General features: G+C 70.1%; 23 protein-coding genes and 2 pseudogenes. 10 read left to right on the forward strand and 15 right to left on the reverse strand.

All coding sequences use genetic code 11. The features are described 5' to 3' along the window. Positions 1-69 precede the first annotated feature (69 nt). From CFW40_RS22850 to CFW40_RS22870, 6 genes are all read right to left on the reverse strand, one after another. A complete protein-coding gene (locus CFW40_RS22850) occupies positions 70-636 on the reverse strand; it encodes a DJ-1/PfpI family protein (RefSeq protein ID WP_088799639.1) in 567 nt (188 codons plus the stop codon). Positions 637-808: 172 nt separating this feature from the next. Next, the gene (locus CFW40_RS22855) at positions 809-1,423 is read right to left on the reverse strand and encodes a nucleoside triphosphate pyrophosphatase (protein WP_088799640.1); all 615 of its coding nucleotides are present in this window, start codon (positions 1,421-1,423) and stop codon (positions 809-811) included. 64 nt (positions 1,424-1,487) lie between these two features. After that, positions 1,488-2,972 (reverse strand): penicillin-binding protein 2, encoded by a 1,485-nt coding sequence (locus CFW40_RS22860; protein ID WP_088799641.1) that lies wholly within the window; start codon positions 2,970-2,972, stop codon positions 1,488-1,490. Between the two features lie 140 nt (positions 2,973-3,112). Next, positions 3,113-3,241 carry a morphogenic membrane protein MmpB gene (gene mmpB / locus CFW40_RS38235; protein WP_256331325.1) on the reverse strand — a complete coding sequence of 43 codons (129 nt, stop codon included), beginning with the start codon at positions 3,239-3,241 and terminating at the stop codon, positions 3,113-3,115. A gap of 128 nt (positions 3,242-3,369) precedes the next feature. Further along, positions 3,370-3,582 (reverse strand): acyl-CoA carboxylase epsilon subunit, encoded by a 213-nt coding sequence (locus CFW40_RS22865; RefSeq protein WP_088799642.1) that lies wholly within the window; start codon positions 3,580-3,582, stop codon positions 3,370-3,372. Between the two features lie 31 nt (positions 3,583-3,613). Beyond that, the gene (locus tag CFW40_RS22870) at positions 3,614-5,203 is read right to left on the reverse strand and encodes an acyl-CoA carboxylase subunit beta (protein WP_088799643.1); all 1,590 of its coding nucleotides are present in this window, start codon (positions 5,201-5,203) and stop codon (positions 3,614-3,616) included. Between the two features lie 131 nt (positions 5,204-5,334). Between CFW40_RS22870 and CFW40_RS22875 the strand changes: the two genes are divergently transcribed. The 5 genes from CFW40_RS22875 to hutH all read left to right on the forward strand — a co-directional run bounded on the left by CFW40_RS22875 (position 5,335) and on the right by hutH (position 11,792). Continuing rightward, positions 5,335-6,237: a biotin--[acetyl-CoA-carboxylase] ligase gene (locus tag CFW40_RS22875; protein WP_088799644.1), complete on the forward strand. Its 903-nt coding sequence runs from the start codon at positions 5,335-5,337 to the stop codon at positions 6,235-6,237. Between the two features lie 289 nt (positions 6,238-6,526). Next, positions 6,527-7,732, forward strand: coding sequence for an adenylate/guanylate cyclase domain-containing protein (locus tag CFW40_RS22880; protein WP_088799645.1), 1,206 nt, complete (start codon positions 6,527-6,529; stop codon positions 7,730-7,732). Between the two features lie 187 nt (positions 7,733-7,919). Beyond that, positions 7,920-8,732, forward strand: a complete 813-nt coding sequence (locus CFW40_RS22885) for an enoyl-CoA hydratase/isomerase family protein (RefSeq protein ID WP_088799646.1) — start codon at positions 7,920-7,922, stop codon at positions 8,730-8,732. 271 nt (positions 8,733-9,003) lie between these two features. After that, a complete protein-coding gene (locus tag CFW40_RS22890) occupies positions 9,004-10,140 on the forward strand; it encodes a GGDEF domain-containing protein (RefSeq protein ID WP_088802307.1) in 1,137 nt (378 codons plus the stop codon). Positions 10,141-10,247: 107 nt separating this feature from the next. Further along, the gene (gene hutH, locus CFW40_RS22895; protein ID WP_088799647.1) at positions 10,248-11,792 is read left to right on the forward strand and encodes a histidine ammonia-lyase; all 1,545 of its coding nucleotides are present in this window, start codon (positions 10,248-10,250) and stop codon (positions 11,790-11,792) included. Positions 11,793-11,946: 154 nt separating this feature from the next. Here the strand turns inward: hutH and CFW40_RS22900 are convergent, their stop codons facing one another. Next, the gene (locus tag CFW40_RS22900) at positions 11,947-12,387 is read right to left on the reverse strand and encodes a hypothetical protein (RefSeq protein WP_088799648.1); all 441 of its coding nucleotides are present in this window, start codon (positions 12,385-12,387) and stop codon (positions 11,947-11,949) included. A gap of 109 nt (positions 12,388-12,496) precedes the next feature. Here CFW40_RS22900 and CFW40_RS22905 point away from each other — a divergent pair, with 109 nt between their 5' ends. The 3 genes from CFW40_RS22905 to CFW40_RS22915 all read left to right on the forward strand — a co-directional run bounded on the left by CFW40_RS22905 (position 12,497) and on the right by CFW40_RS22915 (position 16,192). Further along, on the forward strand, positions 12,497-12,835 hold the full coding sequence (locus CFW40_RS22905; protein WP_256331324.1) for a hypothetical protein: 339 nt from the start codon (positions 12,497-12,499) through the stop codon (positions 12,833-12,835). 382 nt (positions 12,836-13,217) lie between these two features. Further along, entirely contained in the window at positions 13,218-14,489 is a 1,272-nt protein-coding gene (locus tag CFW40_RS22910) for an Ig-like domain-containing protein (protein ID WP_088802309.1), read from the forward strand. 419 nt (positions 14,490-14,908) lie between these two features. After that, on the forward strand, positions 14,909-16,192 hold the full coding sequence (locus CFW40_RS22915) for a DUF2786 domain-containing protein (protein ID WP_088802310.1): 1,284 nt from the start codon (positions 14,909-14,911) through the stop codon (positions 16,190-16,192). Between the two features lie 64 nt (positions 16,193-16,256). On the opposite strand, the gene CFW40_RS22920 is transcribed toward CFW40_RS22915, so the two are convergent. Further along, positions 16,257-16,895, reverse strand: coding sequence for a response regulator transcription factor (locus tag CFW40_RS22920; protein ID WP_371127272.1), 639 nt, complete (start codon positions 16,893-16,895; stop codon positions 16,257-16,259). Next, positions 16,885-18,267, reverse strand: a complete 1,383-nt coding sequence (locus CFW40_RS22925) for a sensor histidine kinase (RefSeq protein WP_088799650.1) — start codon at positions 18,265-18,267, stop codon at positions 16,885-16,887. Before CFW40_RS22925 ends, CFW40_RS22920 begins: the two co-directional genes overlap by 11 nt. Before the next feature lie 399 nt (positions 18,268-18,666). Here CFW40_RS22925 and CFW40_RS22930 point away from each other — a divergent pair, with 399 nt between their 5' ends. Together CFW40_RS22930 and CFW40_RS22935 are read left to right on the forward strand one after the other, a co-directional pair. Then, positions 18,667-19,218 (forward strand): hypothetical protein, encoded by a 552-nt coding sequence (locus tag CFW40_RS22930; protein WP_088799651.1) that lies wholly within the window; start codon positions 18,667-18,669, stop codon positions 19,216-19,218. A 279-nt stretch (positions 19,219-19,497) separates the two neighbouring features. After that, the gene (locus tag CFW40_RS22935; RefSeq protein WP_088799652.1) at positions 19,498-21,348 is read left to right on the forward strand and encodes a sulfatase; all 1,851 of its coding nucleotides are present in this window, start codon (positions 19,498-19,500) and stop codon (positions 21,346-21,348) included. Positions 21,349-21,559: 211 nt separating this feature from the next. On the opposite strand, the gene CFW40_RS22940 is transcribed toward CFW40_RS22935, so the two are convergent. From CFW40_RS22940 to CFW40_RS22970, 6 genes and pseudogenes are all read right to left on the reverse strand, one after another. Beyond that, positions 21,560-21,946 (reverse strand): transcriptional regulator, encoded by a 387-nt coding sequence (locus tag CFW40_RS22940; protein WP_088799653.1) that lies wholly within the window; start codon positions 21,944-21,946, stop codon positions 21,560-21,562. Next, positions 21,943-22,758, reverse strand: a complete 816-nt coding sequence (locus tag CFW40_RS22945) for a hypothetical protein (protein WP_256331322.1) — start codon at positions 22,756-22,758, stop codon at positions 21,943-21,945. The genes CFW40_RS22940 and CFW40_RS22945 overlap by 4 nt, the downstream gene beginning before the upstream one ends. Before the next feature lie 157 nt (positions 22,759-22,915). Continuing rightward, positions 22,916-24,127, reverse strand: a complete 1,212-nt coding sequence (gene mgt / locus CFW40_RS22950) for a macrolide-inactivating glycosyltransferase (protein ID WP_088799654.1) — start codon at positions 24,125-24,127, stop codon at positions 22,916-22,918. Between the two features lie 515 nt (positions 24,128-24,642). Continuing rightward, positions 24,643-25,001: pseudogene (locus CFW40_RS22960) on the reverse strand (DUF6247 family protein). Positions 25,002-25,131: 130 nt separating this feature from the next. Beyond that, positions 25,132-25,275, reverse strand: a pseudogene (locus tag CFW40_RS38240) (peptide-methionine (S)-S-oxide reductase); the annotation flags it as partial. A gap of 86 nt (positions 25,276-25,361) precedes the next feature. Then, complete coding sequence (locus CFW40_RS22970; protein ID WP_088799655.1) at positions 25,362-26,759, reverse strand: ATP-binding protein; 1,398 nt, start codon at positions 26,757-26,759, stop codon at positions 25,362-25,364. Positions 26,760-26,788 lie beyond the last annotated feature (29 nt).

Genomic DNA, 26,788 nt, shown 5'->3' on the forward strand with positions numbered 1-26,788 from the left:
CGCGGTCCGGCAGCGGTCCGGCCGGTGACGGCACCCGACCGGCCGGACCGCGGCGGGCCGCTCGGCCCTTCAGCCCTTCACCGGCGCATGCTCCCGCAGCACCTCCATGAACGCCCGCATCCACTCCGGCTGGTCGTTCCACGCCCGCGCCGAGACGACCTTGCCGTCGACGACCGCCGGGCCGTCGACGAAGATCCCGCCGCCCATCGCCACGTCCGGCGCGCAGGCGGGGTAGGCGGCGGTACGGCGGCCCTTGAGGACGCCGAGGGGCGCCAGGGTGGTGGCCGCGTGACAGATGTGGGCGACGGGCTTGTCCTCGTCGAAGAAGTGGGTGACCACCCGGCGGTAGTCGGAGTCGTTGCGCAGGTACTCCGGTGCCCGGCCGCCCGGGAGGACCAGCGCGGCGTACTCCTCCGGGTCGACCTCGGACAGGGCGAGGTCGGACGGCCAGGAGTGGCCCTCGCGCTCGACGTAGGTGTCGAAGCCGTCGACGAAGTCGTGCACCACGAACCGCAGCTTCTTCCGCGACGGGGCCGCGACCTTCGTCTCGTACCCCTCCTCCAGCATCCGCTGGTAGGGGTAGAAGAACTCCAGGTCCTCGGTGGCGTCACCGGCGATGATCAGAATCTTGGGCATGGTGCGGACTCCTCACAGGACATGGACCGGACCGGTCCGGTTGACCGGACTGCCCGGCCGGCCGCACCGATCCGGTCGGCCGGGCCGTATCGGATCCATCGGTTCCCCGCCCGGCGCAATCAAATGCGTCGCCGGGCCGCCTGCCCGCCCCGGAGCCGAGAAGCGGCGGCGCTCAGGTCCACAGATCCGTGATCGCCACGTCCAGACCGGCCAGCAGACGGCGCAGCAGGGGCAGGGAGAGGCCGATGACATTGCCGGGGTCGCCGTCGATGCCGTCGATGAACGGGGCGGAGCGGCCGTCGAGGGTGAAGGCGCCCGCGACGAACAGCGGCTCGCCGCTCTCGACGTAGGCGGCGATCTCGGCGTCGGTGGGCTCGCCGAAGCGGACCGTGGTCGAGGCGGTGGCGGAGACCTGGCGGCCGCCCGCCGCCGTGTCGATGACGCAGTGCCCGGTCTGCAGGATGCCGGAGCGGCCGCGCATGGACTTCCAGCGGGCGGTGGCGTCCTCGGCATCGACGGGCTTGCCGAGCGCCCGCCCGTCCAGCTCCAGGACCGAGTCGCAGCCGACGACCAGCGCACCGGCGGTCTCCGGGCGGGCGGCGACGGCGGTGGCCTTGGCCTCGGCCAGGACGCGGGCCAGCTCACCGGGCGTGGCGGCGGTGAGCGCATCCTCGTCGACGCCGCTGACGACGACCTCGGGCGCCAGCCCGGCCTGGCGCAGCAGGGCCAGCCGGGCGGGGGACTGGGAGGCGAGGACGAGACGGCGGGGGCGGGGCTCTTCGGTCATGTCCGCCATCGTACGGAGCCGCGGGCGCCGCCGGGGCGCCCGGACTGCTTGCGCGGAATCCGGACTACTTGTTCAGCACCGCCTGCATCACGGACTTCGCGATCGGCCCGCCGAGCTTGCCGCCGGCGATCTCCGACCGGGGAATGTCCATGTCCTTGGGGTCGACGAAGACGGCGACCGCGACCGGGGAGGAGCCGTCGCTCTGCTTGGCGTAGGAGACGAACCAGGCGTAGGGGCGCTCGTCGTTGACGTTCGCGCCGTGCTGGGCGGTACCGGTCTTGCCGCCGACCGTCACACCGTCGATCTTGGCCTTCTCGGCGGTGCCCTCGTTGACCGTGTACTCCATCATCTGCTGCACCTTCTTCGCGGTGTCCGCGGAGACGGCCTGGGACTTCAGCTTCGGCTTGATCTTCTCGATCGTCGACAGGTCGGGGCCGCGCAGCTCGTCGACGATGTGCGGCATCATCACCTTGCCGTCATTGGCGAGGCCGGCCGCCACCATCGCCATCTGCATCGGTGTGCTGGTGAGGCTGCCCTGGCCCATACCGGTCAGCGCGGTCTGCGGCTTGTCGAGCTTGTCGGGGTACAGGCTCTTGCTGGCCAGCAGGTCCCCGAGCTCCTTGTCGTAGACATCGGAGTTGAAGCCGAACTTCTCCGCCGTCTCGCGCATCTTGTCCTTGCCGACCTTCAGCGCGGTGTCGAGGAAGACGTTGTTGCACGACCACTGCATGCCCGTCTTCAGCGAGGCCTTGTCGCAGGGCGCGCCCGCGACGTCGTTGCCGATCTTCGTGGTGCTCTGCGGGAGCTGGTACGGCGCGGGCGCGTTCGACGGGGCGTCGATGTCCGACACCACGCCGTTCTCCAGGGCCGCCGCCGCGGTGAGGATCTTGAAGGTGGAGCCGGGCGCATAGGTCTCGCGCAGCGCCCGGTTGCTCAGCGGCTTGCTCTTGTCGGTGTCCATCGCCTTGAACTTCCGGCTCTCGGCGTTGGAGAGGCCGGCGAACACCGAAGGGTCGTACGAGGGGGTGGAGGCGAGCGCGAGCACCCGGCCGTCGCGCGGGTCGAGGGCGACCACCGCACCCTTGGCGTTGAGGTCGGTCAGCCCCTTGTACGCGGCCTTCTGCGCCTTGGGGTCGATGGTGGTGACGACATCGCCGCCGCGCGGCTTCTTGCCGGTCAGGATGTCCTGGGCGCGGTTGAAGGCCAGCCGGTCGTCCTTGCCGCTGAGCACCTTGTTGTAGATGCCCTCCAGGAAGGACGTGCCCATGGCCTGCGAGGCGAAGCCGGTGACCGGCGCGTACATCGCGCCGTCCTTGTACGTCCGCTTGTACTTGAAGTCACCGGAGGTCGCCACCGAGCCGGTGATCGGCTTGCCGCCGACGATGATGTTGCCGCGCGGGTAGGAGAACGCCTCGATCTTGACGCGCCGGTTGTGGGGATCGTTGGCGAGTTCGTTGCCCTGGACGAACTGGACCCATGTCACGCGGGCCAGCAGGGCCAGCACCAGCACCCCGCAGAAGACGGCTATATGCCTCAGCGGCCTGTTCATCGCTCTCCCACTCCCGGCCGGACGCCGCCGCCCCGGCAGGAGGGCGCCCTAATTGCACTGTCGAGAGAGAAAGAGGCGATTTCAGCGGCGATGGTTGCGGACGGGAACTGTGAGGGTTACCTCCCCGCGGGCGGGAACGGCTACCTCCCCGAGATCAGGATCATCAGCACCACCGCGACCACGGCCAGCACGATGCTCATCCTGCGGAGCTTGGCCTGCACGTCGCGCAGCTCCTCAGGAGGCTCATCGGGCGGATCTGACCACAGCATGTACCGATCCTGAGCCCGATGCGCCCGTGGCGCCTGAGTACGCGTACTCAGGCGCCACGGCGTTAAGGACTAGTCAATGCACTATGCACCGACCTTCCGCGGCCGGTCATCGTGCCCATACCGGCCGGTCAGTGCGGCCAGTAGCTCGTCCGCCAGGCCCGCGGGCCCGGGTGCGGCATCCGCGCCCGCGCCGGAACCGTGGACGCGGGATCGGACCACTCGGTGCCGCGATCGGCTCCCGCGGGCGCGACGGAAGCGGCAGCCGCCGCGCGGACCTGCACCACCGCCAGTGCGGCGGCCAGCTCCTCGGGTGTGGGATTGCCCCGTACGACCCTGATCATCGAAACGGCCCTCCTTCGCTGGTTCTGCCGGTCAGAGCGGAATGTTGCCGTGCTTCTTCGGCGGCAGCGCCTCGCGCTTGTTGCGCAGCGTGCGCAGCCCGCGGACGATGTGCCGGCGCGTCTCGGACGGCATGATCACCGCGTCGATGTAGCCGCGCTCGGCCGCGACGTACGGGTTGAGCAGGGCGTCCTCGTACTCCTGGATCAGCTCCTGGCGCCGCTCGTCCTGCGCGGCCTGGTCCTCGATCGCGGCCAGCGTGCGGCGGTGCAGGATGTTGACCGCGCCCTGCGCGCCCATGACGGCGATCTGCGCGGTCGGCCAGGCCAGGTTGAGGTCCGCCCCCAGGTGCTTGGAGCCCATGACGTCGTACGCGCCACCGAACGCCTTACGCGTGATGACCGTGATCAGCGGGACCGTCGCCTCCGCGTACGCGTAGATCAGCTTGGCGCCGCGCCGGATGATCCCGTCCCACTCCTGGTCGGTGCCGGGCAGGAAGCCGGGCACGTCCACGAAGGTGATCACCGGGACGTTGAACGCGTCGCAGGTCCGCACGAACCGCGCGGCCTTCTCCGAGGCCTTGATGTCCAGGATGCCCGCGAACTGCATCGGCTGGTTGGCGACCACGCCGACCGCATGGCCCTCGACCCGCCCGAAGCCGGTCAGGATGTTCGGCGCGAACAGCGCCTGGGTCTCCAGGAACTCGTTGTCGTCCAGGACGTGCTCGATCGCGACATGCATGTCGTACGGCTGATTGGCCGAATCCGGGATCAGGACGTCCAGCTCGCGGTCGGTGTCCGAGGTCTCCAGGTCCGCCTCCTCCGGGAAGGCCGGCGCCTCCGAGAGGTTGTTGGACGGCAGGTAGGACAGCAGGCCCTTGATGTACTCGATGGCGTCCTTCTCGTCACCCGCCATGTGGTGCGCCACACCGGAGGTGGTGTTGTGCGTACGGGCGCCGCCCAGCTCCTCGAAGCCGACGTCCTCGCCGGTCACCGTCTTGATGACATCGGGACCGGTGATGAACATGTGCGAGGTCTGGTCCACCATGACGGTGAAGTCGGTGATGGCGGGGGAGTAGACCGCGCCGCCCGCACAGGGGCCGACGATCAGGCTGATCTGCGGGATCACGCCGGACGCATGGGTGTTGCGGCGGAAGATCTCGCCGTACATGCCCAGCGAGGCCACGCCTTCCTGGATGCGCGCACCGCCGGAGTCGTTGATGCCGATGACCGGGCAGCCGGTCTTGAGCGCGAAGTCCATCACCTTGACGATCTTCTCGCCGAAGACCTCGCCCAGCGCCCCGCCGAAGACCGTGAAGTCCTGGGAGAACACGGCCACCGGGCGGCCGTCGACCGTGCCGTAGCCGGACACCACACCGTCGCCGTAGGGGCGGGTCTGGTCCAGCCCGAAATTCGTCGACCGGTGCCGCGCGAACTCGTCCAGCTCGACGAACGAGCCCTCGTCCAGCAGCAGATCGATGCGCTCACGCGCCGTCAACTTCCCCTTTGCGTGCTGCTTTTCCACTGCACGGGCGGAACCGGCGTGCGTGGCCTCTTCGACCCGCCGCTGCAGGTCCGCCAGTTTGCCCGCGGTGGTGTGGATGTTTGCTTCCGGCTCGGACATCGGGATGCGGCTCCTGCTCGTCCTGGACTGGTGCTCGTACTGAGGGTGGTACGGGATTGGCTACCGATCCGTAGCGTATCGGCGGGACTGCTCAGCGGCACTGCGTCGTTGACCACACCTAGGCTGGTCCCATGACGTCTCAACCACCGGAAAACCCGGACAAAGATGCCGGTCGCTGGAGCGATCTGGGCCGCCCTCCGCTGAACGCCACGGCGCTGCGCCGCGCCCTCGTACGGCCCGACTCGCTCTGGACCGCCCTGGACGTCGTCTCCGCCACCGGCTCCACCAACACCGACCTGGCGGCCCGTGCGGCACAAGGGGAGGCGGCGGGCGCCGTCCTCGTCGCCGAGGAACAGTCGGCCGGCCGCGGCCGCCTCGACCGCACCTGGTCGGCGCCCCCGCGCTCGGGCCTGTTCCTCTCCGTCTACCTCATCCCCCGGGTCCCCGTGGCGCGCTGGGGCTGGCTCCCCCTGCTCACCGGAGTCGCCACCGCGGCCGCCCTCTCCCGGACGGCCGGCGTCGACACGGCCCTCAAGTGGCCCAACGACCTGCTCGTAACTTCCGAGGACTCCGACGCCCTGCGCCCCGGGGGAACCCTCACGGAACGCAAGGTGGGCGGCATCCTGGCCGAACGCGCCGGCCCCGGCGTCGTCATCGGCATCGGCCTCAACGTCTCCCTCACTGCCGCCGAACTCCCGGTGCCCACCGCGGGCTCCCTGGCCCTGGCCGGCGCCACCACCACCGACCGTGACCCGCTGCTGCGCGCCATCCTCCGCTCCCTGGAGCACTGGTACACCGAGTGGCAGTCCGCCGACGGCGACCCCGCCACCAGCGGCCTCCACGAGGCCTACGCCGCAGGCTGCGCCACCCTCGGCCGCTCCGTACGCGCCGAGCTCCCCGGCGACACCGCCCTCACCGGCGAGGCCGTGGCCATCGACACCGACGGCCGCCTGGTACTGGCCACCGCAAACGGCGTACAGCAGCCCGTGAGCGCCGGCGACATCGTCCATCTTCGCCCGGCAACGGAGACGTAGCGGGGGGTGTACCGGGCGTCCTCTCCGGCCCACCACCCAAAGCGGAGACACGCAACGGCAGCCCCCACCGGCCGACGCCGGACCCACTCCGCCCAGACACCCCCTAACCCCGCGGGCCCCAGCCGCGCCGCCGCGCCGGCCCACCCCCACCCCTTCCTTGTCCATAGCCAACATGTGAGAGTGAGCCAGAGCACACCTGCCGTATCGTTGAGGCGGTCCGCCAGGGAGCGGACCACCGGCGAGCAGTGATCGGAAGGGCAGTGCGCAGGGATCGGACAGGGAGCGGCCGGTGACCGCCGACGACTCGGGCGCCACCCCGCGCGACATGGACACCGAGGACGACGCCGTGCGCGACGTCCCCGTCGACGATCCCGCACGGGGCTGGGGCGACACCGTCACCGGCAGGAGCGAGCCCACCGACCACGGCGACGAGAACAACATCGCCGTCCGCCTCGAACAGCTCATCCTCGGCGCCGACCGCCGCTACACCCCGTTCCAGGCGGCCCGCGGCGCCGGTGTCTCCATGGACCTCGCGGCCCGCTTCTGGCGGGCCATGGGCTTCGCCGACATCGGCCAGGTCAAGGCCCTCACCGAGGCCGACGTGCTGGCCCTGCGCCGGCTGTCCGGTCTCGTCGAGGCCGGGCTGCTGAGCGAGGCCATGGCCATCCAGGTCGCCCGCTCCACGGGCCAGACCACCGCCCGTCTGGCCGACTGGCAGATCGACTCCTTCCTGGAGGGCCTGACCGAGCCGCAGGACTCCGGCCTGACCCGGACGGAGATCACCTACCCGCTGGTCGAGCTGCTGCTCCCCGAGCTGGAGGAGTTCCTGGTCTACGTCTGGCGCCGCCAGCTCGCGGCCGCCACCGGCCGCGTCGTCCGGGCCCAGGACGACGCGGAGATGGTCGACCGCCGGCTCGCCGTCGGCTTCGCCGACCTGGTCGGTTTCACCCGGCTGACCCGTCGCCTGGAGGAGGAGGAGCTGGGCGAGCTGGTGGAGGCGTTCGAGACGACCTGCTCCGACCTGGTGGCAGCGCACGGCGGCCGGCTCATCAAGACCCTCGGCGACGAGGTCCTTTTCTCCGCCGATGACGCGGGTATCGCCGCCGAGATCGGGCTGCGGCTGATCGAGACGATGACCCATGACGAGACGATGCCGGAACTGCGGGTCGGCATCGCCTTCGGCACGGTCACGACCCGGATGGGCGATGTCTTCGGTACGACCGTCAACCTCGCCAGCCGCCTCACCTCGATAGCGCCGAAGGACACCGTGCTGGTGGACGAGGCGTTCGCCGAGGAGCTGGGCCGTATCGGTGACGCGCCGGTCTCCGAGGCCGACGCCGCGGCCGCGGAGAAGGCGGCCGCGGAGGGCACCGGCGCCCCGCCGCCGTCGTACCGCTTCGCCCTCCAGCCGATGTGGCAGCGCCCCGTGCGCGGCCTGGGCGTGGTCGAGCCATGGCTGCTGAGCCGCCGCGCCGCTCAGGGCACCGGCGACTGAGCCTCAGCCTCAGGCCCAGGCGCAGTCCAGCCCCACGGAACCGCCGCCCCACCCGCGGCACGGCAACCACCCCACCCGAGCCGCCGCCCTGCTCCCTGCTGCCCCATCCGCCCCATCCCTGTCCCCGTGGCCGCCCACCTGGCATGATCCCCACGTCAGGTCAACGCCCGTTAACAGGGAGGGTTGCATGGAACGGCAGGGGCAACGGCAACAGTTCGGCACGGACGGCTGGGTGGCCGTCGAACGCCACGGCCACGTGGCGGAGCTGATCATGGACCGCCCGAAGGCCATGAACGCCGTCTCGACGGCCATGGCCGACAGCCTGGCGCAGGCCTGCGCCGAGCTGGCCGCGGACCGCTCCGTACGGGCGGTGGTCCTCAGCTCCACCCACGAGCGGGCGTTCTGCGTGGGCGCGGACCTCAAGGAGCGCAACTCCTTCACCGACGCGGACCTGATGCGCCAGCGGCCGCACACCCGTGCCGCGTACACCGGCGTACTGGAACTGCCGATGCCCACCATCGCCGCGGTGCACGGCTTCGCGCTCGGCGGCGGCTTCGAGCTGGCGCTCGCCTGCGATCTGATCGTCGCGGACGGCACGGCGGAGGTGGGGCTGCCGGAGGTGTCGGTGGGCGTCATCCCGGGCGGCGGGGGCACCCAGCTGCTGCCGCGCCGGGTGGGCGCGGCGCGCGCCGCCGAGCTGGTCTTCACCGCGCGCCGGGTGCGGGCGGCCGAGGCCGCGGAGCTGGGCCTGGTCGACCGGCTGGTGGCGGACGGGCAGGACCGGGACGGGGCGCTGGAGCTGGCGGCCGCGATCGCGCGTCACTCGCCGGTCGGTTTGCGTGCGGCCAAGCGCGCCATGCGCCTGGGGCACGGGATGGACCTGCGGGCCGGCCTGGAACTGGAGGACGGCGCCTGGCGCAGTGTGGCCTTCTCCGGGGACCGCGCGGAGGGCGTGGCGGCCTTCAACGAGAAGCGCGATCCAAAGTGGCCCGGCGAGTGACGCGAGCCGGGGCGACGGGGACGAAGGCCAGGCGCCCGACCAGGAACGACCCCGGGAACCAAGCGATGAGCGGCACCAAGAGGGCACCAGCAGGGACACCAAGAGCGGCGCGAATAACGCCTAGGTGTCAATCCCCCACGGAAAGGGGCGAAAGGGGTTAAACATTCCTACGCTGTAATGACGGAGCGTAGGCACGGTGACGGAATGCGAGGATCCGGTGACGGGCGAGGGCGATGCGAGGCTGCGTGCCGTGGTGGAGCTGGCGCAGGCGATGGCGGCCGCGCATACACCGCGCGACTCGGCGCACGCCGCGGCGCAGGGAGTGCGCCAGGCCCTGGGGGGATCCTTCGCGGCGATCTCGAAGTGGGAGCGCGAGCTGGGCAAGCTGCGGGTGCTGGTCAACGTCGGCGAACTCGCCGCCGACGAGGAGGAGTTCCCGGACGACGAGAGCTACCCCGTCCACGAATTCCCGGAGATCGTCGGCTTCCTGCACGAGCAGTGGGCGGGCGGCGGCGAACCCAGCGCCTGGGTGGAGACCGCCCAGGAGCCGCACGACGGCCCGGTGTCCGCGGCCGCGGCGCAGCGCCGGGACGAGGTCGCGGGTGAGGGTGGCGCCAACCCCCAGCGGGTGGCCGCGCTGCGCCGCCGTGGCCGGGGCTGCTGCGTGGTCGCGCCGATCGTGCTGCACGGCCGGGCATGGGGCGAGCTGTATGTCGCGCGGCGCACGGGGGAGCCGGTCTTCGGCCGGCCGGACGCCGACTTCGCGAGCGTGCTCGCCGCGGTGACGGCGGCCGGGATCGCCCAGACCGAACGGCTGGCGGAGGTCCGCCGGCTGGCCTTCACGGACTCCCTGACCGGCCTCGCCAACCGTCGTGCCGTCGATATGCGGCTGGACGAGGCGCTGGAGCTGCACCGCAGGGACGGGGTGGTGGTCAGCCTGGTGGTGTGTGACCTCAACGGGCTGAAGCGGGTGAACGACTCACGCGGCCATGCGGTCGGGGACCGGCTGCTGGAGCGCTTCGGCTCGGTGCTGTCCCTGTGCGGGGCGATGCTGCCGGGCATGCTGGCCGCCCGGCTCGGCGGCGATGAGTTCTGCCTGCTCGCGGTGGGCCCGCCGGCCGACGAGGTGGTCAAGGTGGCCGGTGAACTGTGTGACCGGGCGGGGGAGTTGGACCTCGGTGAAGGGGTGGCGGTCGGGGTCGCCTCGACCGGCGATCCGATCGGGCCGGTGCGCAGCGCCCGCCGGCTCTTCCGGCTCGCGGACGCCGCGCAGTACAAGGCCAAGGCGGCGCGGTCGGGCGAGCCCGTGGTCGCCGGGCGGCACGGGGGCAAGGACGACCCCGTCGTCCGGCTCGCGGACGCCCCGGACCGGCGGTCGGGGCCGGAGCGCCGCCGCTTCCGGAGGTGAGTGCCGCCTCCGTGCGCAGACCCCGGGTTCTTTGCCTACGTCCCGTAAGGGGTGATCCCAAAACCCGGTGGTGACATCCGGCGATTCAGTCTCTAGGGTTCCTGAATATGGATATGCACACTGTGGTGCTGGGAACGTCCGGCACGACCGCACAGGACGTCATCGCGGTGGCCCGCGGCGCGGCCCGGATCGAGCTGTCCGAGGAGGCCCTTGCGGCCGTCGCCACCTCCCGCGCCTTCATCGACGAACTCGCCGCCAAGCCCGACCCCGTCTACGGCGTCTCCACCGGCTTCGGGGCCCTCGCCGTACGGCACATCAGCCCCGAGCTGCGCGTGCAGCTCCAGCGCAACATCGTGCGCTCGCACGCGGCCGGCATGGGCCCGCGGGTCGAGCGTGAGGTCGTCCGCGCGCTGATGTTCCTGCGGCTGAAGACGCTCGCCTCCGGACATACCGGCGTCCGCCCGCTCGTCGTCGAGACCATGGCCGCCATACTCAACGCCGGCATCACGCCCGTCGTGCATGAATACGGCTCGCTCGGCTGCTCCGGTGACCTGGCGCCGCTGTCGCACTGTGCGCTGACGCTGATGGGCGAGGGGGACGCGGAGGGCCCCGACGGCGTCGTCCGGCCGGCCGGCGAACTGCTGGCCGCGCACGGCATCGAGCCCGTCGAACTGCGCGAGAAGGAGGGCCTGGCCCTCCTCAACGGCACCGACGGCATGCTCGGCATGCTCGTGATGGCCTGCGCCGATCTCGCCCGGCTGTTCACCTCGGCGGACATCACCGCGGCCCTCTCCCTGGAGGCGCTGCTCGGCACGGACAAGGTCCTCGCGCCCGAGCTGCACGCCATCCGCCCGCACCCCGGGCAGGCCGCGTCCGCGGGCAACATGTCCAAGGTGCTGGAGGGTTCCGGCTTCACCGGCCACCACCAGGACGACGCCCCGCGCGTCCAGGACGCCTACTCCATCCGCTGCGCCCCGCAGGTCGCCGGCGCCGGCCGGGACACCCTCGACCACGCCCGCCTGGTCGCCGACCGCGAGCTCGCCGCGGCCGTCGACAACCCCGTCGTCCTCCCGGACGGCCGGGTCGAGTCCAACGGCAACTTCCACGGCGCCCCGGTCGCCTACGTCCTGGACTTCCTGGCCATCGCCGCCGCCGACCTCGGCTCGATCGCCGAGCGCCGCACGGACCGGCTGCTGGACAAGAACCGTTCGCACGGACTGCCCGCCTTCCTGGCCGGGGACCCGGGCGTCGACTCCGGGCTGATGATCGCCCAGTACACCCAGGCCGCCCTGGTCAGCGAGCTGAAGCGGCTGGCCGCGCCCGCCTCGGTGGACTCCATCCCGTCCTCCGCCATGCAGGAGGACCACGTCTCGATGGGCTGGTCGGCGGCGCGCAAGCTGCGCACCGCGGTCGACAACCTGACCCGGATCATCGCCGTGGAGCTCTACGCGGCGACCCGTGCCATCGAGATGCGCGAGGGGCTGACGCCCGCCCCCGCGACCCGTGCCGTGCTGGACGCGGTGCGCGCGGCCGGCGTCCAGGGTCCTGGCGAGGACCGTTTCCTGGCGCCGGACCTGGAGGGCGCGTATGCGTTCGTGCGGGCCGGAAAGCTGGTGGCGGCCGTGGAGTCGGTCACGGGCGAGCTGGCGTAACGACGGGGCGGGGCGCCCGCAACCCTTGGGGTGTCCTCCGCCGTTGGCAGGGTGTGCCCCCGGGGGGGGCGCCCTTGGGGGCGCTGTCCCCAGGGGCAGCGGCGGCCTGGGGACTCAGGTCTCCGTCCCCAGGGGGTTTCCCTGCCCCCGTGGATCAGGCGGCGTCGTCGCGGGTGTGGCGGACGGAGTAGCTGACCAGCCCGGCGCCGAGCGCGAGGCAGGCGGCGCCGCCGATCACGTACGGCGTGGTGTCCGGGCTGCCGGTGTCGGCGAGGAGGCGCGGCCGGGCGCCGCTGGAGTCGCCGCCCGCGCCGGAGACCGTTCCGGTGTCCGTAGCCGTGCCCGTGCCCGTACCGGATCCGGTGCCCGTGCCGCTGTGGTGCGGGGTGGTCGTCGTGGAACCGCTGCCGGTGCCCGCTGCCCCGTCGCTCAGCCGGTCGGCCAGGCCGGGGACGGCCGCGGCGGATGCCGCCCGCAGGCCGGAATCTGTCGCTCCGTCATGCCCCGCGCTCGCATTGGCGGACGGGACGAACCACAGGGCGAACAGTACCGATCCCGCGGCTGCGGCGGTCAGCAGTGGACGTCGTGCGGTCACGGAAGCGATCCCCCTTGTGGGTTCGGCGAATTGGCCGTTGACCTCAGATGTTAGTGACCGCCGCGGGTCGCGGGGAAGTCAGGACCCGTCCATGCCTAACCTCCGTGCTATGAGCAATGGTGAGACATCACGTTTTGTGCGCCTTCATGTGGAACTGATCATGGAGGTCACCGACGCCCCGCAGCTGACCGGCGCGGCCCTCGACCACATCAACGGCGACCCGTCGCTGCCCGACGAGGAGCGCGGACAGTCCCAGGAGACGGTCAGGGACGATCCGGCGGAGGCGCTGGCCCACCTGATCGACCCGTTCGACCTCGTCGCCTCGGTGCCGGGCACCGAACTGGCCCAGGCCTCGTGGAGCAGTGAGGAGCTGACCGACTACGACCCGGACGCCGAGTGGAACGCGGCGGAGTGGGATCTGGCGGACGACGCGGACGGGGAGGGCTGACCGCCGGCGTCTCGCCCCCTCCCGCCCGACCGACCGACCAGGGCCCCCGTACGGCTGCGCGCTGTACGGGGGCCCGTGACGTGGGGCTCATGTCCATGGACCCGTGTCCATGGGACCCGTGTACGTGAGCCGGTGTGGCCGGCCGCGGTCCGGGGTGATCCGGCAGGTAGCCCGACAGGTCCGACTTCGGACCGTGTGCACCCTGTGACCGATGTAAGGGCATAAGTGGCCTTCCCCACACTTCATGGACGCATGGAACGGTCGAAACGGAAAAGGCGTTTAAATGGCGTCGGCCGGAATGCCTGCGTCCAGATATGCCTGCGTTCAGTTGGCAGCTCGCTCGGGGAACGATGCGAAATCCGTAGTAATGGAGATGCGTGTGATGACGGACAGCCAGCGCCGGAAGGGGCTGATAGCCAGCGCCACGCTGCTCGGGGGCGTACTCGCGCTTGCGGCGTGTGGCGGCAGCACGGCAGCTGACCAAGGCGACGGCGGTGCTGACGGCACTCGGCACGAGAACACCCAGCAGGTGGACGAGGCGGCCGCGAAGGACGCCTCCCAAGCCAAGATCAAAATACTGCCGGAGGACGGCGCGACCGGTGCGGGCGTCAACGATGACGCCAAGGTCACGGTCAGTGCCGGAACGCTCACCGGGGTCACCATGACCGCGGTCGAGTCCAAGCAGAAGGTCGAGGGAACCCTCTCCTCCGACGGCGCCTCCTGGAAGCCGGACAAACCGCTGGACCGCTCGACGAAGTACAAGGTCACCGCGCATGCGGAGGACTCCCACGGGCGCACGGCGGTGGAGAACTCCAGTTTCACCACCGTCGCCCCGGAGAACAGCTTCGTCGGGAACTTCACGCCGGAGAACGGCTCGACCGTCGGCGTCGGTATGCCGGTGTCGATCAACTTCGACAAGCCGGTCAAGAACAAGGCCGCCGTCCAGTCCGCGATCAAGGTCGCCTCGAGCAGCAACCAGCAGATCGTCGGCCACTGGTTCGGTGACAAGCGGCTGGACTTCCGCCCCCAGGAGTACTGGAAGGCGCACTCCAAGGTCACCCTGAAGCTCGGCCTCGACGGTGTCGAGGCGTCGCCGGGCGTCAAGGGCATCCAGAACAAGACCGTCAGCTTCAACGTCGGTCACTCGCAGGTCAGCACCGTCGACACCGCGGAACACGTGATGTACGTGGTGCGGGACGGCGAGCTCATCCAGACCATCCCGGTCTCGGCCGGCAGCGACGACCATGCGACCTACAACGGCCAGATGGTCATCTCCGAGCGGTTCGAGCAGACCCGGATGGACGGCTCGACCGTCGGCTTCAAGAAGAAGGACGGCAAGGGCGAGTACGACATCCCCGATGTGCCGCACGCCCAGCGACTGTCGGACTCCGGCACCTTCATCCACGGCAACTACTGGGGCAAGGGTGTCTTCGGCAAGGCCAACACCAGCCACGGCTGCATCGGCCTGGAGGACGCCAAGGGTGCCAAGGACACGAAGACGGCCGGCGCCTGGTTCTTCAACAACTCGCAGATCGGCGATGTCGTGGAGGTCGTCAACTCCCCTGACCAGACCGTCAAGCCGGACAACGGTCTGAACGGCTGGAACATGGACTGGTCGCAGTGGGTGAGCGGCAGCGCGGTGCCGGTGCAGTAGCGCGGTGCCAGGGCCGGTGCGGTGATGCTGCGGGTCAGGGCGGTAGCCCGCTTGCCCGAACAGGTGTGACCACGCGTGACCACCTGTGACCTTGCGTGACTGTGCAGGTCCGCCGGTGGTCACTGCCGCCATGACATGACCGACGCCCGGTGGCGCCCCGATCAGGGCGCCACCGGGCGTCGTGGCTTTGTACGGCCCGGCCGCCGACCGCCACCGGGACGCGGGCCGGGCCCCGGACCACCGGGACGCGGCCGCCAAGGAGCCCTCCGTACAGTGAGCGGGTGAGTGAGCGCGGAAGCAAAGGACGCGGGAGCAAGGCGCGCGGAAGCGAGGGGCGCCGAAGCGAGGAGCGCGGAAGCGCGGGACGCGGCGGGCCGTCACCGGCGGCCGAGGCCGCGGCCGGGGAACTGGTCGGGCAGGTGCTCGGCAGCGTCCGCTACGCGCCGGACGGTGCGCAGGCCGAGGACGCCATCGAGGCGGGCGCCTCGATGCTGGCCGCGGCCGAGGCCGGCTGGGAGGCGGTGAGCGCGGCGGTGGTCGCCGCCGCCGTGACGGGCGTACGGCAGTGCTGGGCGGGCGGCTGGCAGCCCGCCGACCTGGAGCGGATCGTCCGGCGTGACGCATCCGACGCCTCCCTGGTGGCCGTGGTCGTCGACGCCGTCGCGGCCGAAGCGGCCCGGCCGCCGGCCGCGCGGACCGTCCGGGACACCCGCTGGGCCGAGCAGCTGCGGCAGCTCGGTGCCGAGGTCTGGTGGGCCTCCGATGCCGGCTACCTCGACGCACTGGCCGAGCGCCGCCGCGCCTCCCGCTTCGAGACCGCGTACGACGTACTGGCGGCCCTGCGCGCCCTCGCCCGGCTGCCCCGTATCACCCCGCTGCCGGCCCCGCCGCCGTCCGGCCGGGGAGACGGCCCCGCCGGCGCCGCCGCCGCACGTGCCCTCGGACGGATCCGCGGGCTGCTCGCCAAGGCTGAGGCGACCCACTACGCCGAGGAGGCGGAGGCGCTGTCCGCCAAGGCGCAGGAGCTGATGGCCCGGCACAGCATCGACGAGGCGCTGCTCGACAGCGCCGCCGCGCCGGGCGGGCGGACCGGCGGCCCCTCCGCGGTCCGTATCGGCATCGAGGGCCCGTACGAACAGGCCAAGGCGCTGCTGCTCGACGCGGTGGCGGCCGCCAACCGCTGCCAGGCCGTCTGGGCCGCCGACGTCGGCTTCTCCACCCTCATCGGCTTCGCGCCGGACCTGGAGGCGGCCGAGATGCTCTACACCTCGCTGCTGCTCCAGGCCACGGCCGCGATGCACCGCGCGGGCGACGACCACCATCGAGCGCTCAAACAGCAGGGACAGGACCGAGCTCTCAAGGAACGGGTGGGTACCCCCCTGCCCCGTGGCCGCTCCCGCCGTACCCGGGACTTCCGCCAGGCCTTCCTCGTCGCCTACGCCGACCGCATCCGCGACCGGCTCGGAGCGGCCACCGCCGCCGCCACGGCCGCCGCCACCGCCGAGTCCGCCGCAGCGGCCCCCGGCCTCCTCCCGGTCCTCGCCGCCCGTGAACGCGCCGTGGCACAGACCACCGGCGCCCTCTTCCCCGACACCGCCCCGGTCCGCCTCCGCGGCGTACGCGACGCGGACGGCTGGCACCAGGGCAGAGCGGCAGCGGACCGGGCACGACTGGGCGAGGGGAGCGGGGCGGGGGAGGACTGAGCCCGCGGCCCTGACCCACGCACGTGTGCGGCCCTGACCGCACGTGTTGCGCCGGCAACCCGTGTTACGCCAGCAACCCGCGCTCCAGAGCCGTGATCACGGCCGCCGTGCGGTCCGACACCTCCAGCTTCTTGAACGCACGCAGGAGGTGGGTCTTCACCGTGGCCTCACCGATGAACAGCTCCCGGCCGATGTCGGCATTGGTCAGTCCCTGGCTGACCAGCCGCAGGACCTCGCACTCCCGGGCGGACAGCGGCGTCGGCTCCGCCGCCCGCGCCCGGAACAGCTTGGTGGCCAGCGACGGGGTCAGCACGGTCCCCCCGCGCGCCGCAGCGTGCACGGCCTCGATCAGCTCGGCCCGGGAACTCCCCTTGAGGAGATAGCCGGCCGCGCCCGCCTCCACGGCCCGCAGGATGTCGGAGTCGTCCTCGTAGGTGGTGACGATGACCACCTTGCTGCGCGGCGCCTGCCGCAGGATGTGCCCCGTGGCGGCGACCCCGTCCATCCCGCCCATCCGCAGATCGAGCAGCACGACGTCCGGCAACAGCCGGGTCGCCAGCGTCACGGCTTCCTCGCCGGAGCCCGCCTGCCCCACCACCTCGATGCTTGGATCGGACTCCAGGATCGCGCACAGGCCCTCGCGGACGACGGGGTGATCGTCGGCGAGCAGCACCCGCACCGCGACCGTGTCCTCAACGCTCATCATCCGCCGCCTTCACCTGATGGCCCGCCTTCACCCGGTGGCCCGCCGCAGCCGGCGCCGCCGTCCGGTCCGCAGCCGGCGCCGCCGTCCGGTCCGCGGTCTCCTCCAAGGGCACCGTCACCTCGACGGTGGTGCCCACCCCCGGCTCGCTCACCACGTCCAGTACGCCACCGGTCTGTGCCACCCGCGTCGCCATGCCCCGCAGCCCGAAGCCCCCGCCGTCCCCCTGGCCCGGTCCCGGCGCACCACGCTCCTGTTCCCTCCCGGCCACTCCCGCCCCCGCCTTCGCATCGAACCCCTTGCCGTCATCGGCCACACGGAGCACGACCTGCCCCGCGCCGTACCGGAGCGTCAGCTCCACCGCGCGGGCATCGGCGTGCTTGCGCACATTCGCCCCGGCCTCCTGCGCGGCACGCAGCAGTACGACATTGACCGCCATCGGCAGCGGCCGCTCAACGCCCTCGACGGCGAAGCGCACCAGCAGCCCGCTCTCCGCGGTCAGTCCGTCCGCCTGCCGCCGCAGCGCCTGCGCCAAGGAGCTCTCCCGCAGGGACGCGGGTGTCCGGTCGGCCACGAAGGCGCGCGCCTCGACCAGGCTCTCCTTGGCCACCCGCCCGACCAGCGCGAGGTGTTTCCGGGCGACGGCGGGGGCGCCCTCCACCTCCGAATCCGCGGCCTGCACCAGGCTGATGATGCTGGTCAGGCTCTGCGCGAGGGTGTCATGGATCTCCCGTGCCAGCCGCTCGCGTTCGGCGAAGATCCCGGCCTGGTGCGACAGGCGGGCCACCTGCTCACGGTTCTGCCGCAGCTCCTCGATCAGTTCGGCGTGCTCCTTGTTCTGCCGTACCACCCGCTTGATCCACAGCCCGAGGAGTACCGACAGGGCGATCCCGAGCAGCGAAGCCAGCAGCACGAACATCACGACGGGTCCCGCAGTGCCGCCGCGCAGCCACAGCACCGTCACGGGGACGAGGTTGCCGAGGACGCCGGCCACCAGCGCCGATCTGGTCGCCAGGCTCATCATCAGCATCGGGATGAGGCCGAACAGGGCGAACGAACTCATCAGATCGACGGCGGTGGCGATCCCGAACAGCACGAAGAGCCCGACGGGAAAGATGACGTTCCGCCGGTCGCTCTCGTGACGCAGCATCAACGGCCGCCCGATGCCCGCATACCAGGGCACGATCAGCGTCAGCGCGGCGATGGCAACCACCCGACCGCCCTGCGGGACCCCGGAGGCCCCGGAGCCCGCGGGGGCCCCGGAGGCGAACACCAGCCCCGTGGTGACCAGATAGCAGATCACGAAGTAGCTGTCCCACAGCCCGAACCACCGCACCCGCGCCTCGGGCGCGCGCCGCGCCTCAGCCGTCACCGTGTCCCCCTGGATACCACCGTGTCCCCCTGGATATGAGCGCCCCGCACCTGAGAGAGCGAGTGCGGCCGCGCGCCCAGTCCTATCACCCCTCCTCCCCGACGCCGCGCTGTCCACCGACCGGTGGACAGCCGAATCCACCGGTCGGTCGTCCCCCGTCAACCGCTCCTCCCCATAACGTCGTTGCTGGCCCCTCACGGGCTCGAAGAAGACCCGGAAGAAACCCCTAAAGAAACCCCTAAAGAAACCCTGGACAAGGCCCAGGGAAGTCCCAGGGGCGGAACTCCGGACAAGGGAATCCGCCAACCGTCGGCACTCCCGTAAGGGGAACTCTCCGAACCGCGGCGCACCCGCCGAGAGCAAGACAATTCGCAGCACCGAAGAAAGGCCCGGATTTCCATGGACCACCTGAGTCAGTTCGCCACCGCACTCATCGCCAGTGCCACCATCCTCACCATCATCCTGGCGACCGACCTGGGCCGTCGCCGGGTCACCAACATGCGCATGCTGCGCTCCGTGCTGGCGGTCGCCATCATCATTGCGCTCTTTGTGCACTCCTTGCCGACGTCCGGGAACGCACCTTCGTTTCAGCTCATAGGCTGTGGCGTGGGCGTGATCTGCGGCCTGATCGCCGGCGCACTTCTCCCCGCCCACCGCGGCAGTGACGGCCAGATCTACACCACCGGCGGATTCGGTTACGCCCTGGTCTGGATCGTCCTTTCCACCGCCCGTGTCCTTTTCGCCTACGGTGCCGAGCACTGGTTCGCCGAGGGCCTGGTCCGCTTCAGCATCGAAAACCAGCTCAGTGGCCCCGATGTCTACGCCAATGCCTTTGTCTTCATGTCACTTGCCATGGTTGTCACCAGGACCGCGGTCCTCGTGACAAAGCGCCGCCGCCTCCGCCACGCGGTCGCCGACCAGGCGGCCACGGAGCAGCCGGCCGCGGTCTGACGGCGCACCGTCCACCGGCCGGCGCCTGCCCGTCGGCCGTCCGGCCGCCTGGCGCCGCCGGAAAGAAGGGAGGGCCGGGCCGATCGGGGGACGGCCCGGCCCTCCCCTCGCCTCCCTTGCCCCCCTCGCCTCCCCTCGCCCCCTCCCGCGTCCTCCTGCGCCGTATGGCCGCCCGATTGAACACACGCCTCCGGCCGCCCGTACAGATAGCGACGGCGCCGACCTCCCGAGTCCGGTCCGCCGCGCCACCACCGGGCCTCGCACGGAAGGACCTTCGGGTTGTCGCACTTCACGCGCTCTGACCAGCCGCCACAGGAGAAGCAGGCGCCCCCGACCGGGGACTCGTCCCAGGACGGCCCCAACGGTCCAGCGGAGCACGCGCCGGACGCCCCGGACGCCCCGGACACTGACCGCGACGCCGCTCCGAAGGAACCCACAGTCCGCGCCGCCCCCCTCCGGGACCGCGGCTGGCGCGACCGCCACCCGGCCCTGGCGCGGGCAGCGGCGTGGACCACCACTGCCCTGGCCGCCGCGCTGGTGCTCGTCACCCTCCTGCTGCCGAACGACCCCAACCGCCTCACACCCGCCGAATTCATCCGCATACCGGTAGAAGGGATAGCCGGCGCCGCCCTGCTGCTCCTCCTGCCGCAGAAGGCGCGGCGGCCGGCCGCGGTGCTCGCGGGAGTCGTGCTCGGCGTGCTGACCCTCCTGGACCTCCTCGACATCGGCTTCATCGAGGTGCTGGGCCGGGGATTCAACGTGGTGTTCGACTGGGTCCTGCTCGGCGACGGCGCCTCCTTCCTCCAGGACTCCATAGGCCGCACGGGCACGATCGGAGTCGAGATCGCGGCCGTACTCCTCGTCCTCGCCCTGCTCGTCCTCCCCGCACTGGCGGTCGTGCGGCTCAGCAACCTCATGGCCCGGCACGCCACCAGGGCGGCCGGCACCACCCTCGTCCTCGGTACCGCCTGGGTCCTCTCCGCGGCCCTCGGCCTGCAGATCGCCGGTGCGCCGGTCGCCTCCCGCAGCACCTCCGACCTCGTCCAGGCCCGCATGGACGGCGTGAGCGCGACCCTCAAGGACGAGCGGGCATTCGCCAAGGAAGCCGCGAGCGACCCCTACCACCACACACCGGGAAACCGGCTGCTGACCGCGCTGCGCGGCAAGGACGTCATCTTCACCTTCATAGAGAGCTACGGACGCAGCGCGGTCCAGGACAAGCTGATGGCGCCGGGCGTCGACGCCACGCTCGCCAAGGGGACCGAACGGCTGCGGGCGGCCGGCTACTCCGCCCGCAGCGGCTGGCTCACCTCGGCGACGTACGGCGGCAGCAGCTGGCTGGGCCACTCCACCTTCCTGTCCGGCCTGTGGATCGACAATCAGCAGCGCTACCGCACCGTTACCGCGGGCGATCACCTGACCCTCACCAGCGCCTTCAAACGCACCGGTGCCTGGCGCACCGTCGGCATCATGCCCGGCGTCACCAAAAGCTGGCCGGAGGCCAAGTTCTACGGCCTCGACCACGTCTACGACTCCCGGGAACTCGGCTACAAGGGCCCCAAGTTCAGCTGGTCGACGATGCCCGACCAGTACAGCCTCGCCGCCTTCGAGCGCCTGGAGCACGGAAAACCGCGCCACAAGCCCCTGATGTCCGAGATCATCCTGACCTCCAGCCACAACCCCTGGGCGCCCCTCCCCAAGACCCTCCCCTGGAACAAGGTCGGCGACGGCTCCGTCTACGACTCCATCGAGAAGTCCGGCAAGAATCCCGTGGACGTGTGGCAGCAGACCGACAAGGTGCGCACCGAGTACGGCAAGTCCATCCAGTACTCCCTGAACAGCCTCATCTCGTACGTCGAGAAGTACGGCAACAAGAACACCGTGCTGGTCTTCCTCGGCGACCACCAGCCCGTCGCCAAGGTCTCCGGCGACCACGCCAGCAGGGACGTCCCGGTCGCGATCGTCGCCCACGACCCCGACGTCCTGAAGCGCATCTCCGACTGGCACTGGACTCCGAGCCTCAACCCCGGCCACAAAGCCCCGGTCTGGCGGATGGACACCTTCCGCGACCGCTTCCTGAAGGCCTACGGCTCACACCCCGGCTCCGCCACACCTCCGGCCACCCACTGACCGCCGATGCACACACACCCCGGACACACCCGGACGCCAACAGACACACCCGGCCGCACCCGGGCCGCAGCCCTCAAGAACAGGCCCGATTCGCCGCAGTCGATCCGCACCGCTGCGCCGGACCGCGCCGCCGCTGCCCCGGAATCCCGGCGGCGCCGAAGCCACCTGCACACCCTCGACGTCCCACAGCTTCATGCTCCTGAAGCGGCGATCAGGCGTCGGGCTGCCCAGACGCGGGACGGGGAGCTTCGAGGCGGAGGACGAGGGCACGCAGGGCGCGGAGTTCGGTGTCCAGCGCCTGCGCGCCTTCGCGGGTGAGGACAATCCACGTTCGGGGGCGCCGACCGGCGTAACCCTTCTCCACGGTGATCAGATCCGACTCCTCCAGCACTTTCAGATGCCGGGAGAGATTTCCGTCGGTGACGGCAAGTTGCTTCTTCAGGAAGCTGAACTCGACTCGGTCGGCTTCCCGGGCAACGGCGAGAATGCCGAGCCGCACGCGCTGGTGGACGGTGTCATCCAGCGACCGGGTCGGATGGAGTAGTTCCTCTTCCCGCTCCTCTTGCTCGCGCGCAGCGGGCGGGTCCTCGACGCTCATGCGGCAGCCGTACCCGCATCGGCGGTGCCGGACGCGGCTCGACGACGGGCCACCGCCCACTCGGCCAGGCCGGCGAGGAGCAGGATGGCGGCGAGCAGGCACGCCTTGGCCTGCGGGCCGTCGGTCCAGCCGGGGTCGGCGGGGTGCAGCCAGGGGAGCCATCCGCTGGCCCAGGAGGCACCGAGGTAGCCGGTGAGCAGCACGGCATGAGCGATGCCGGCGGCCGCGGCGATCCAGCTGCGTTCGGCCATCCCGAGGGCGAGCAGCCCGATGCCGACCAGGTACCACGGGGAGGCGTAGCTGTTCTCCAGCAGCGCGGCCTCCCACGACTGGTTCCTGCTGAACAGCAGGGCCATCAGGGCCGTCGTGATCGCTGCGGTGACTATGGCCGTCGTGCGGATCCACACGCCGCGGCGGGGGACGATGCCCCGGGCCTCGCCGCGCAGGCGGTACCAGCGGGCGAAGACGAACCATGCCAGGGGGAGGAGCGCGAACCACACGCCCCAGGCGGCGAAGCGCAGCACGGCGCCGTCGAACTCGCCCTTCAAACAGGGGGTTCCCGGTTCGTGGACGACGCACAGGCCGGTCAGCTCGGCGTAGGCGAAGTCCGGATAGGACGCGATGTTGCGGCCGTGGGCGCCGAAATTGAAGGCGTACCTGGCAATCGGAGCGGCCGCCAGCGCAAGCAGGCCGAAGCTGAGAAGGGAGACCCACGCGCCGTTCATCTGCGCGCGGGCCCGGGCCCGCAGGCCTTCCGTCGCCGCTATCAGGCCGACCGCGTCCACCCTCGGTTCGGACCCCGCACTACTCAATGACGGTGCTCCCACCATGCCCCCCCTTGTGATCACGCGTCGGCAGCACCGGCCGACGGACCGCCGGTCCCGGCCGCTCGCCGCTACTGCACTCACTTTGTAATGCAAAGTACATGGCAGTCAAGAGTGAGGTGAGTGGCTGCACCGCCTGGCGCCCTCACTCCATGGGCAGTTCGGCCTCGATGAGGTCGGCCGCGCGCCGGGTGCCGCCTTCGGCGGCCATCTCCCGCTGGATGGACGCGAGTTGGTTCCGCACGTCCGGGTCGTCGACGAGTGCGAGCACTGCCGCGCGGAGGGTGGCGGCGTCGGCCTCGTCCATCGGCACGTGACGGGCCACGCCGAGCCCCTGGAGCACGTCCGCGTTGCCGAACTGGTCGACGGCCTGCGGGACGGCGACCATGGGCGTCGCGGTGGCCAGCCCCTCCTGGCTGCCGCCCGCCCCGGCGTGCGTGATGAAGGCGTCCGCCTGCCGCAGGATGGCCAACTGCGGTACCCATTGGCGCACTTCGACGTTCCCGGGGACCTCCCCCAGCTCATCGGCGGTGACATGCTTGCCCACCTGGAGCACGACATGCCACCCCGGCAGATCACCGAACGCCTTGACACACTCGCGGTAGAAAGCGGGCTGCTTGGTGAAGGACGAGCCGAGTGAGACCAGCAGCACCCGCTCGGCATCCGCGGGCCGCTCCCAGGTGCCCTGTGTGGCGCGGTCGCCCTGGCAGGCACCGACGAACGAGTGGACCTTCTCGTCGACCCGGCCGGCGTTCGGCTGCAGTGCCTTCGGGATGAGCACGATCGAGCGGCCGGGGCGGCCGGCGAACGGGTCGGGATGCTGCGTGATCCCGTTCTCGGCAAGCCAATTGGTGAACTTCTCGTAGTACGCCCTGCCCCGCTCGGTCGCCTTGGGCTCCGCCCACATCGGCTCGGCCACCTCCTCCTCGTACCCCTCCCACGCGACCAGGTTCGGCGAGAGGGAGATCGCGGGCACGCCCCAGCGGTGAGCGAGGACGCGCGCCGGGTACGAGGTGATGTCGTGCAGTACGAGGTCCGGCTCATCGCCTTGATACGCCGTGATGAGCTGCGGCAGCGCCTGGATCGCGTCGTCCAGGAACGGCTCGACGTTGTCGAGCAGCGTGCTCCCCCACGCCGACGGGTCGTCGTCGGGCGAAGGCAGCGTGGTGCGGTACAGGACGGGCTCGGCGCCGGTCTCGCCAACCTTCTCCTCGAAAAGGTGCGGGATCGCGTACGTGACACGGTGCCCCCGGGCAACGAGCTCGCGGATCACTTCGAGACTCGGGTTCACATGCCCATGAGCGGCAATGGAGAACATGGCGATATGGGCACGTCTGCGGGACTTCGGGTTCGTCATGCCCTCACAGTAAACGAGACGAGACGTCTCGTTCAACGCATTTTCCAGGCAAGCGCGACCACGTCAACGGCGTCTAGGGCAAGCGCATCTACGACGAGGGGCAAATCGCGGTGCTGGGCCGCCCTCATGCGCTACCGGTCCATGGGGCTCCGGTATGGAGCCTGTGTCGCAATGTCGCTGGGGGCGGAATGGCGAAGCTGCTTGCCATCTCGGAGGAGCCGACGGAACTGCGCTTCGTCCACGTGGTGGCGGCTACAGCGCGTCGAACGGTGGCATGATGCGGACGATGATGATCAGTGGGGCGCGCGGTGCCACGAGGAAGTAGAACCAGCCGCCGGCGGCGTCCATACGACGCAGGCCCCCCCGGCCGGGGGCCGTTGCTGAAATCGCTGACGTCGATGCCCGTCCGTGCAAGGTCGACGAGCTGACCGGCCAGACGCTCCACTTCCGCGACCACGTGGCCGGGGATGCCGCCCGCCACATGATCGTGGTCGGGGTCGTAATCCCAGCGCCAGTCAGCGCTCACCGGGCCGGGAGCCGATGGCGGCGTGGGCTTCGTCCAGGATCCGGCCGGTCTCCGAGGCGGCCTGCCGTGCCTGAGCCGCGTCGCCCGATTCGGCAGCGTTCTCCCACCGGCGAAGGTCCGCTGCCGCTTCGGGCCGACGCTGGATGTGGACATAAGCGGCCCACTGGGCGATGAACCGCTGGAGCGGTGTCAGGTCGGAGCTCTGCCGCGACTGGTCGGCTGCTTGGTCCAACTCGCGTGTGAAGGCCGGAAGCGCTGCGGGCGCGAACTGACTGATGGCCTGCCGCAGTGCGGCAACCGTGGCAGGGGCTGCGGAATAAGCGGCTGCCCAGCGGCGGAGGTGCCCATGGCTGCTCCCATGGGCGCGATTCTGGTCCCGTGCGTCAGCGCATCCGGCACTAATGCTCTCCCTCCGCTCGAACGAGTGAGGGAGAGGCAGTGTGGCTACGCGCGCCCGGACCGGCTCGGCCGCAGCGTTCTACTGCTCCGTGACTTCCGGAGCCGGTGCGATCCCCGTCGGGCACGACCGTCCCCAGTTTGACTCCGACGGGGCACTCAGCTTGACCCCCGTCCCGCCGATCCCGCAGTACCCGGCCGGGTTTTTGTCCAAGTACTGCTGGTGGCAGCGCCTGTCACGTTCGATTCTCCCGAGGTGGTGACGGCAGGGGCAAGAGGGTTTTGCTGCCCTTCTTAAGCCCTTAGCGCCTGTCAGGATGCAGAATCCCCTGAAGGCATGCTGACGCGCCTGTACGCAGACGCACTTCCGCGCTTTCCTGGAACACGTTCGATCTGGACAGCGTCGATGAGGCGCAAAAAGATCGTTTTTACTTTGTTCTCCGATCCGATCCCGGTAAGGGCTCTGACCGTCCTGTTATTGATTTCTGGGTGGGTCTCCAGGTACTGCATGATAATTTCCTCTGGCGATCCGAGACGCTCGTGGCGAATGTTTACTCGAACGGAGTTCTCCCGCTCCTCGATCACGGGGTCCTTCAGTTTGAGCTTTTTCATCGCTGCAAACGCTGTCGCCAGACCCTCGCCAACGTCTTTGTTTGGAGGGTCAGGGAATTTATTGATCAATCGAACGATTGCGCCGTTTCGTGAGAAGCGTTCCTTGAGGATGTTGGTCGTCGTGACGTGGGCGGGCAGCCTGCCTGGGCTCTCGACCTCAACGCGATTGTCGAAAATTCGCACATGTACATCGTCTGCTGTTCCGTAGTCCCGGTGGATTACAGCATTCGTGATGATCTCGTGCAGTGTCTCGAATGGGTATGTGATCTGGGTGAGGCCCTCGGGGCCGAGTACCTTGACTCCCTCGATGAGCTCGGCGGTCTTCGCTACGGCCTGCTTGATCTGCTCGTACAGTGAGCCCTCGATGGTGAGTGGATCGAACGCGAGGTTCTCTCTAGATCCCTCAGCGTCTGTGGTCTTGTAGCGATAGACCTTGATCGCACACCGCTTCGGCAATACTGCCTGCGGTTCGTCCGAATAGAGGAGGAGTCCGGCCACTGTGGGCTTATCGGCGACGATTACCATCTGCTTTCGCAGCCAAGCCTCAGGCTCACCTGTGGGCACGCTGCTCAGCATGAAGTCGATGATTGTCAGCGAATTTGAGATAAGATCGATTGATGCGGCGACAGTCTCCGACTCGAAGGAGCTCATTCCTTTGTTGCGTCGAAGGCGTTCCATTCCGTCAGGGCCGACGGGAAGGCTCTGACTGCCACGTCGTATGTACGCCTTGCCGTCGCTGGCGTGCTTGATTCCCTTCGTTTTCTGGATGATTACATGAAGGATGAGGCCAAATTCGCCATCGCATGAAAGGAATTCATAAAGGAAGTCGCCCCCCAGGGGGAATAGCTCCTCGAAAACCTGCAGATGACCGTTCGCTGCCTCTATGTTGGTGAACCCGCGCCACTTGTGGTTCTTTCCATCGGCGCCTTCGTCGATGCCGACGTAGAGCTCCCCGCCGTCGGCATTCGCGAAGGCTGCGATGGCTTTTGTGAGTTTCGCTGGCGCGATCTCGACGGCCTTGAGGTCAGTGAAGTGGCCTTCTTCAGTCTGAAGAACTTTGAAGACCTGGCTCTTGGGAATCGAGACCTTGTGGATCACTCCGGCTTCCGCCCCTCGCTTGCGCGACC

The organism is Streptomyces sp. 2114.4 (assembly GCF_900187385.1).
GTDB lineage: Bacteria > Actinomycetota > Actinomycetes > Streptomycetales > Streptomycetaceae > Streptomyces > Streptomyces mooreae.

Excerpts from the sequence above, each read along its gene's own strand:
- CFW40_RS22855 (WP_088799640.1), bottom strand. The coding sequence starts at position 1,423 with ATGACCGAAGAGCCCCGCCCCCGCCGTCTCGTCCTCGCCTCCCAGTCC.
- CFW40_RS22850 (WP_088799639.1), bottom strand. The coding sequence starts at position 636 with ATGCCCAAGATTCTGATCATCGCCGGTGACGCCACCGAGGACCTGGAG.
- CFW40_RS22875 (WP_088799644.1), top strand. The coding sequence starts at position 5,335 with ATGACGTCTCAACCACCGGAAAACCCGGACAAAGATGCCGGTCGCTGG.
- CFW40_RS22865 (WP_088799642.1), bottom strand. The coding sequence starts at position 3,582 with ATGATCAGGGTCGTACGGGGCAATCCCACACCCGAGGAGCTGGCCGCC.
- CFW40_RS22860 (WP_088799641.1), bottom strand. The coding sequence starts at position 2,972 with ATGAACAGGCCGCTGAGGCATATAGCCGTCTTCTGCGGGGTGCTGGTG.
- CFW40_RS22910 (WP_088802309.1), top strand. The coding sequence starts at position 13,218 with ATGACGGACAGCCAGCGCCGGAAGGGGCTGATAGCCAGCGCCACGCTG.
- hutH (WP_088799647.1), top strand. The coding sequence starts at position 10,248 with ATGGATATGCACACTGTGGTGCTGGGAACGTCCGGCACGACCGCACAG.
- CFW40_RS22890 (WP_088802307.1), top strand. The coding sequence starts at position 9,004 with ATGGCGGCCGCGCATACACCGCGCGACTCGGCGCACGCCGCGGCGCAG.
- mgt (WP_088799654.1), bottom strand. The coding sequence starts at position 24,127 with ATGACGAACCCGAAGTCCCGCAGACGTGCCCATATCGCCATGTTCTCC.
- CFW40_RS22940 (WP_088799653.1), bottom strand. The coding sequence starts at position 21,946 with ATGAGCGTCGAGGACCCGCCCGCTGCGCGCGAGCAAGAGGAGCGGGAA.
- CFW40_RS22885 (WP_088799646.1), top strand. The coding sequence starts at position 7,920 with ATGGAACGGCAGGGGCAACGGCAACAGTTCGGCACGGACGGCTGGGTG.
- CFW40_RS22870 (WP_088799643.1), bottom strand. The coding sequence starts at position 5,203 with ATGTCCGAGCCGGAAGCAAACATCCACACCACCGCGGGCAAACTGGCG.
- CFW40_RS22930 (WP_088799651.1), top strand. The coding sequence starts at position 18,667 with ATGGACCACCTGAGTCAGTTCGCCACCGCACTCATCGCCAGTGCCACC.
- CFW40_RS22905 (WP_256331324.1), top strand. The coding sequence starts at position 12,497 with ATGAGCAATGGTGAGACATCACGTTTTGTGCGCCTTCATGTGGAACTG.
- mmpB (WP_256331325.1), bottom strand. The coding sequence starts at position 3,241 with ATGCTGTGGTCAGATCCGCCCGATGAGCCTCCTGAGGAGCTGCGCGAC.
- CFW40_RS22920 (WP_371127272.1), bottom strand. The coding sequence starts at position 16,895 with ATGAGCGTTGAGGACACGGTCGCGGTGCGGGTGCTGCTCGCCGACGAT.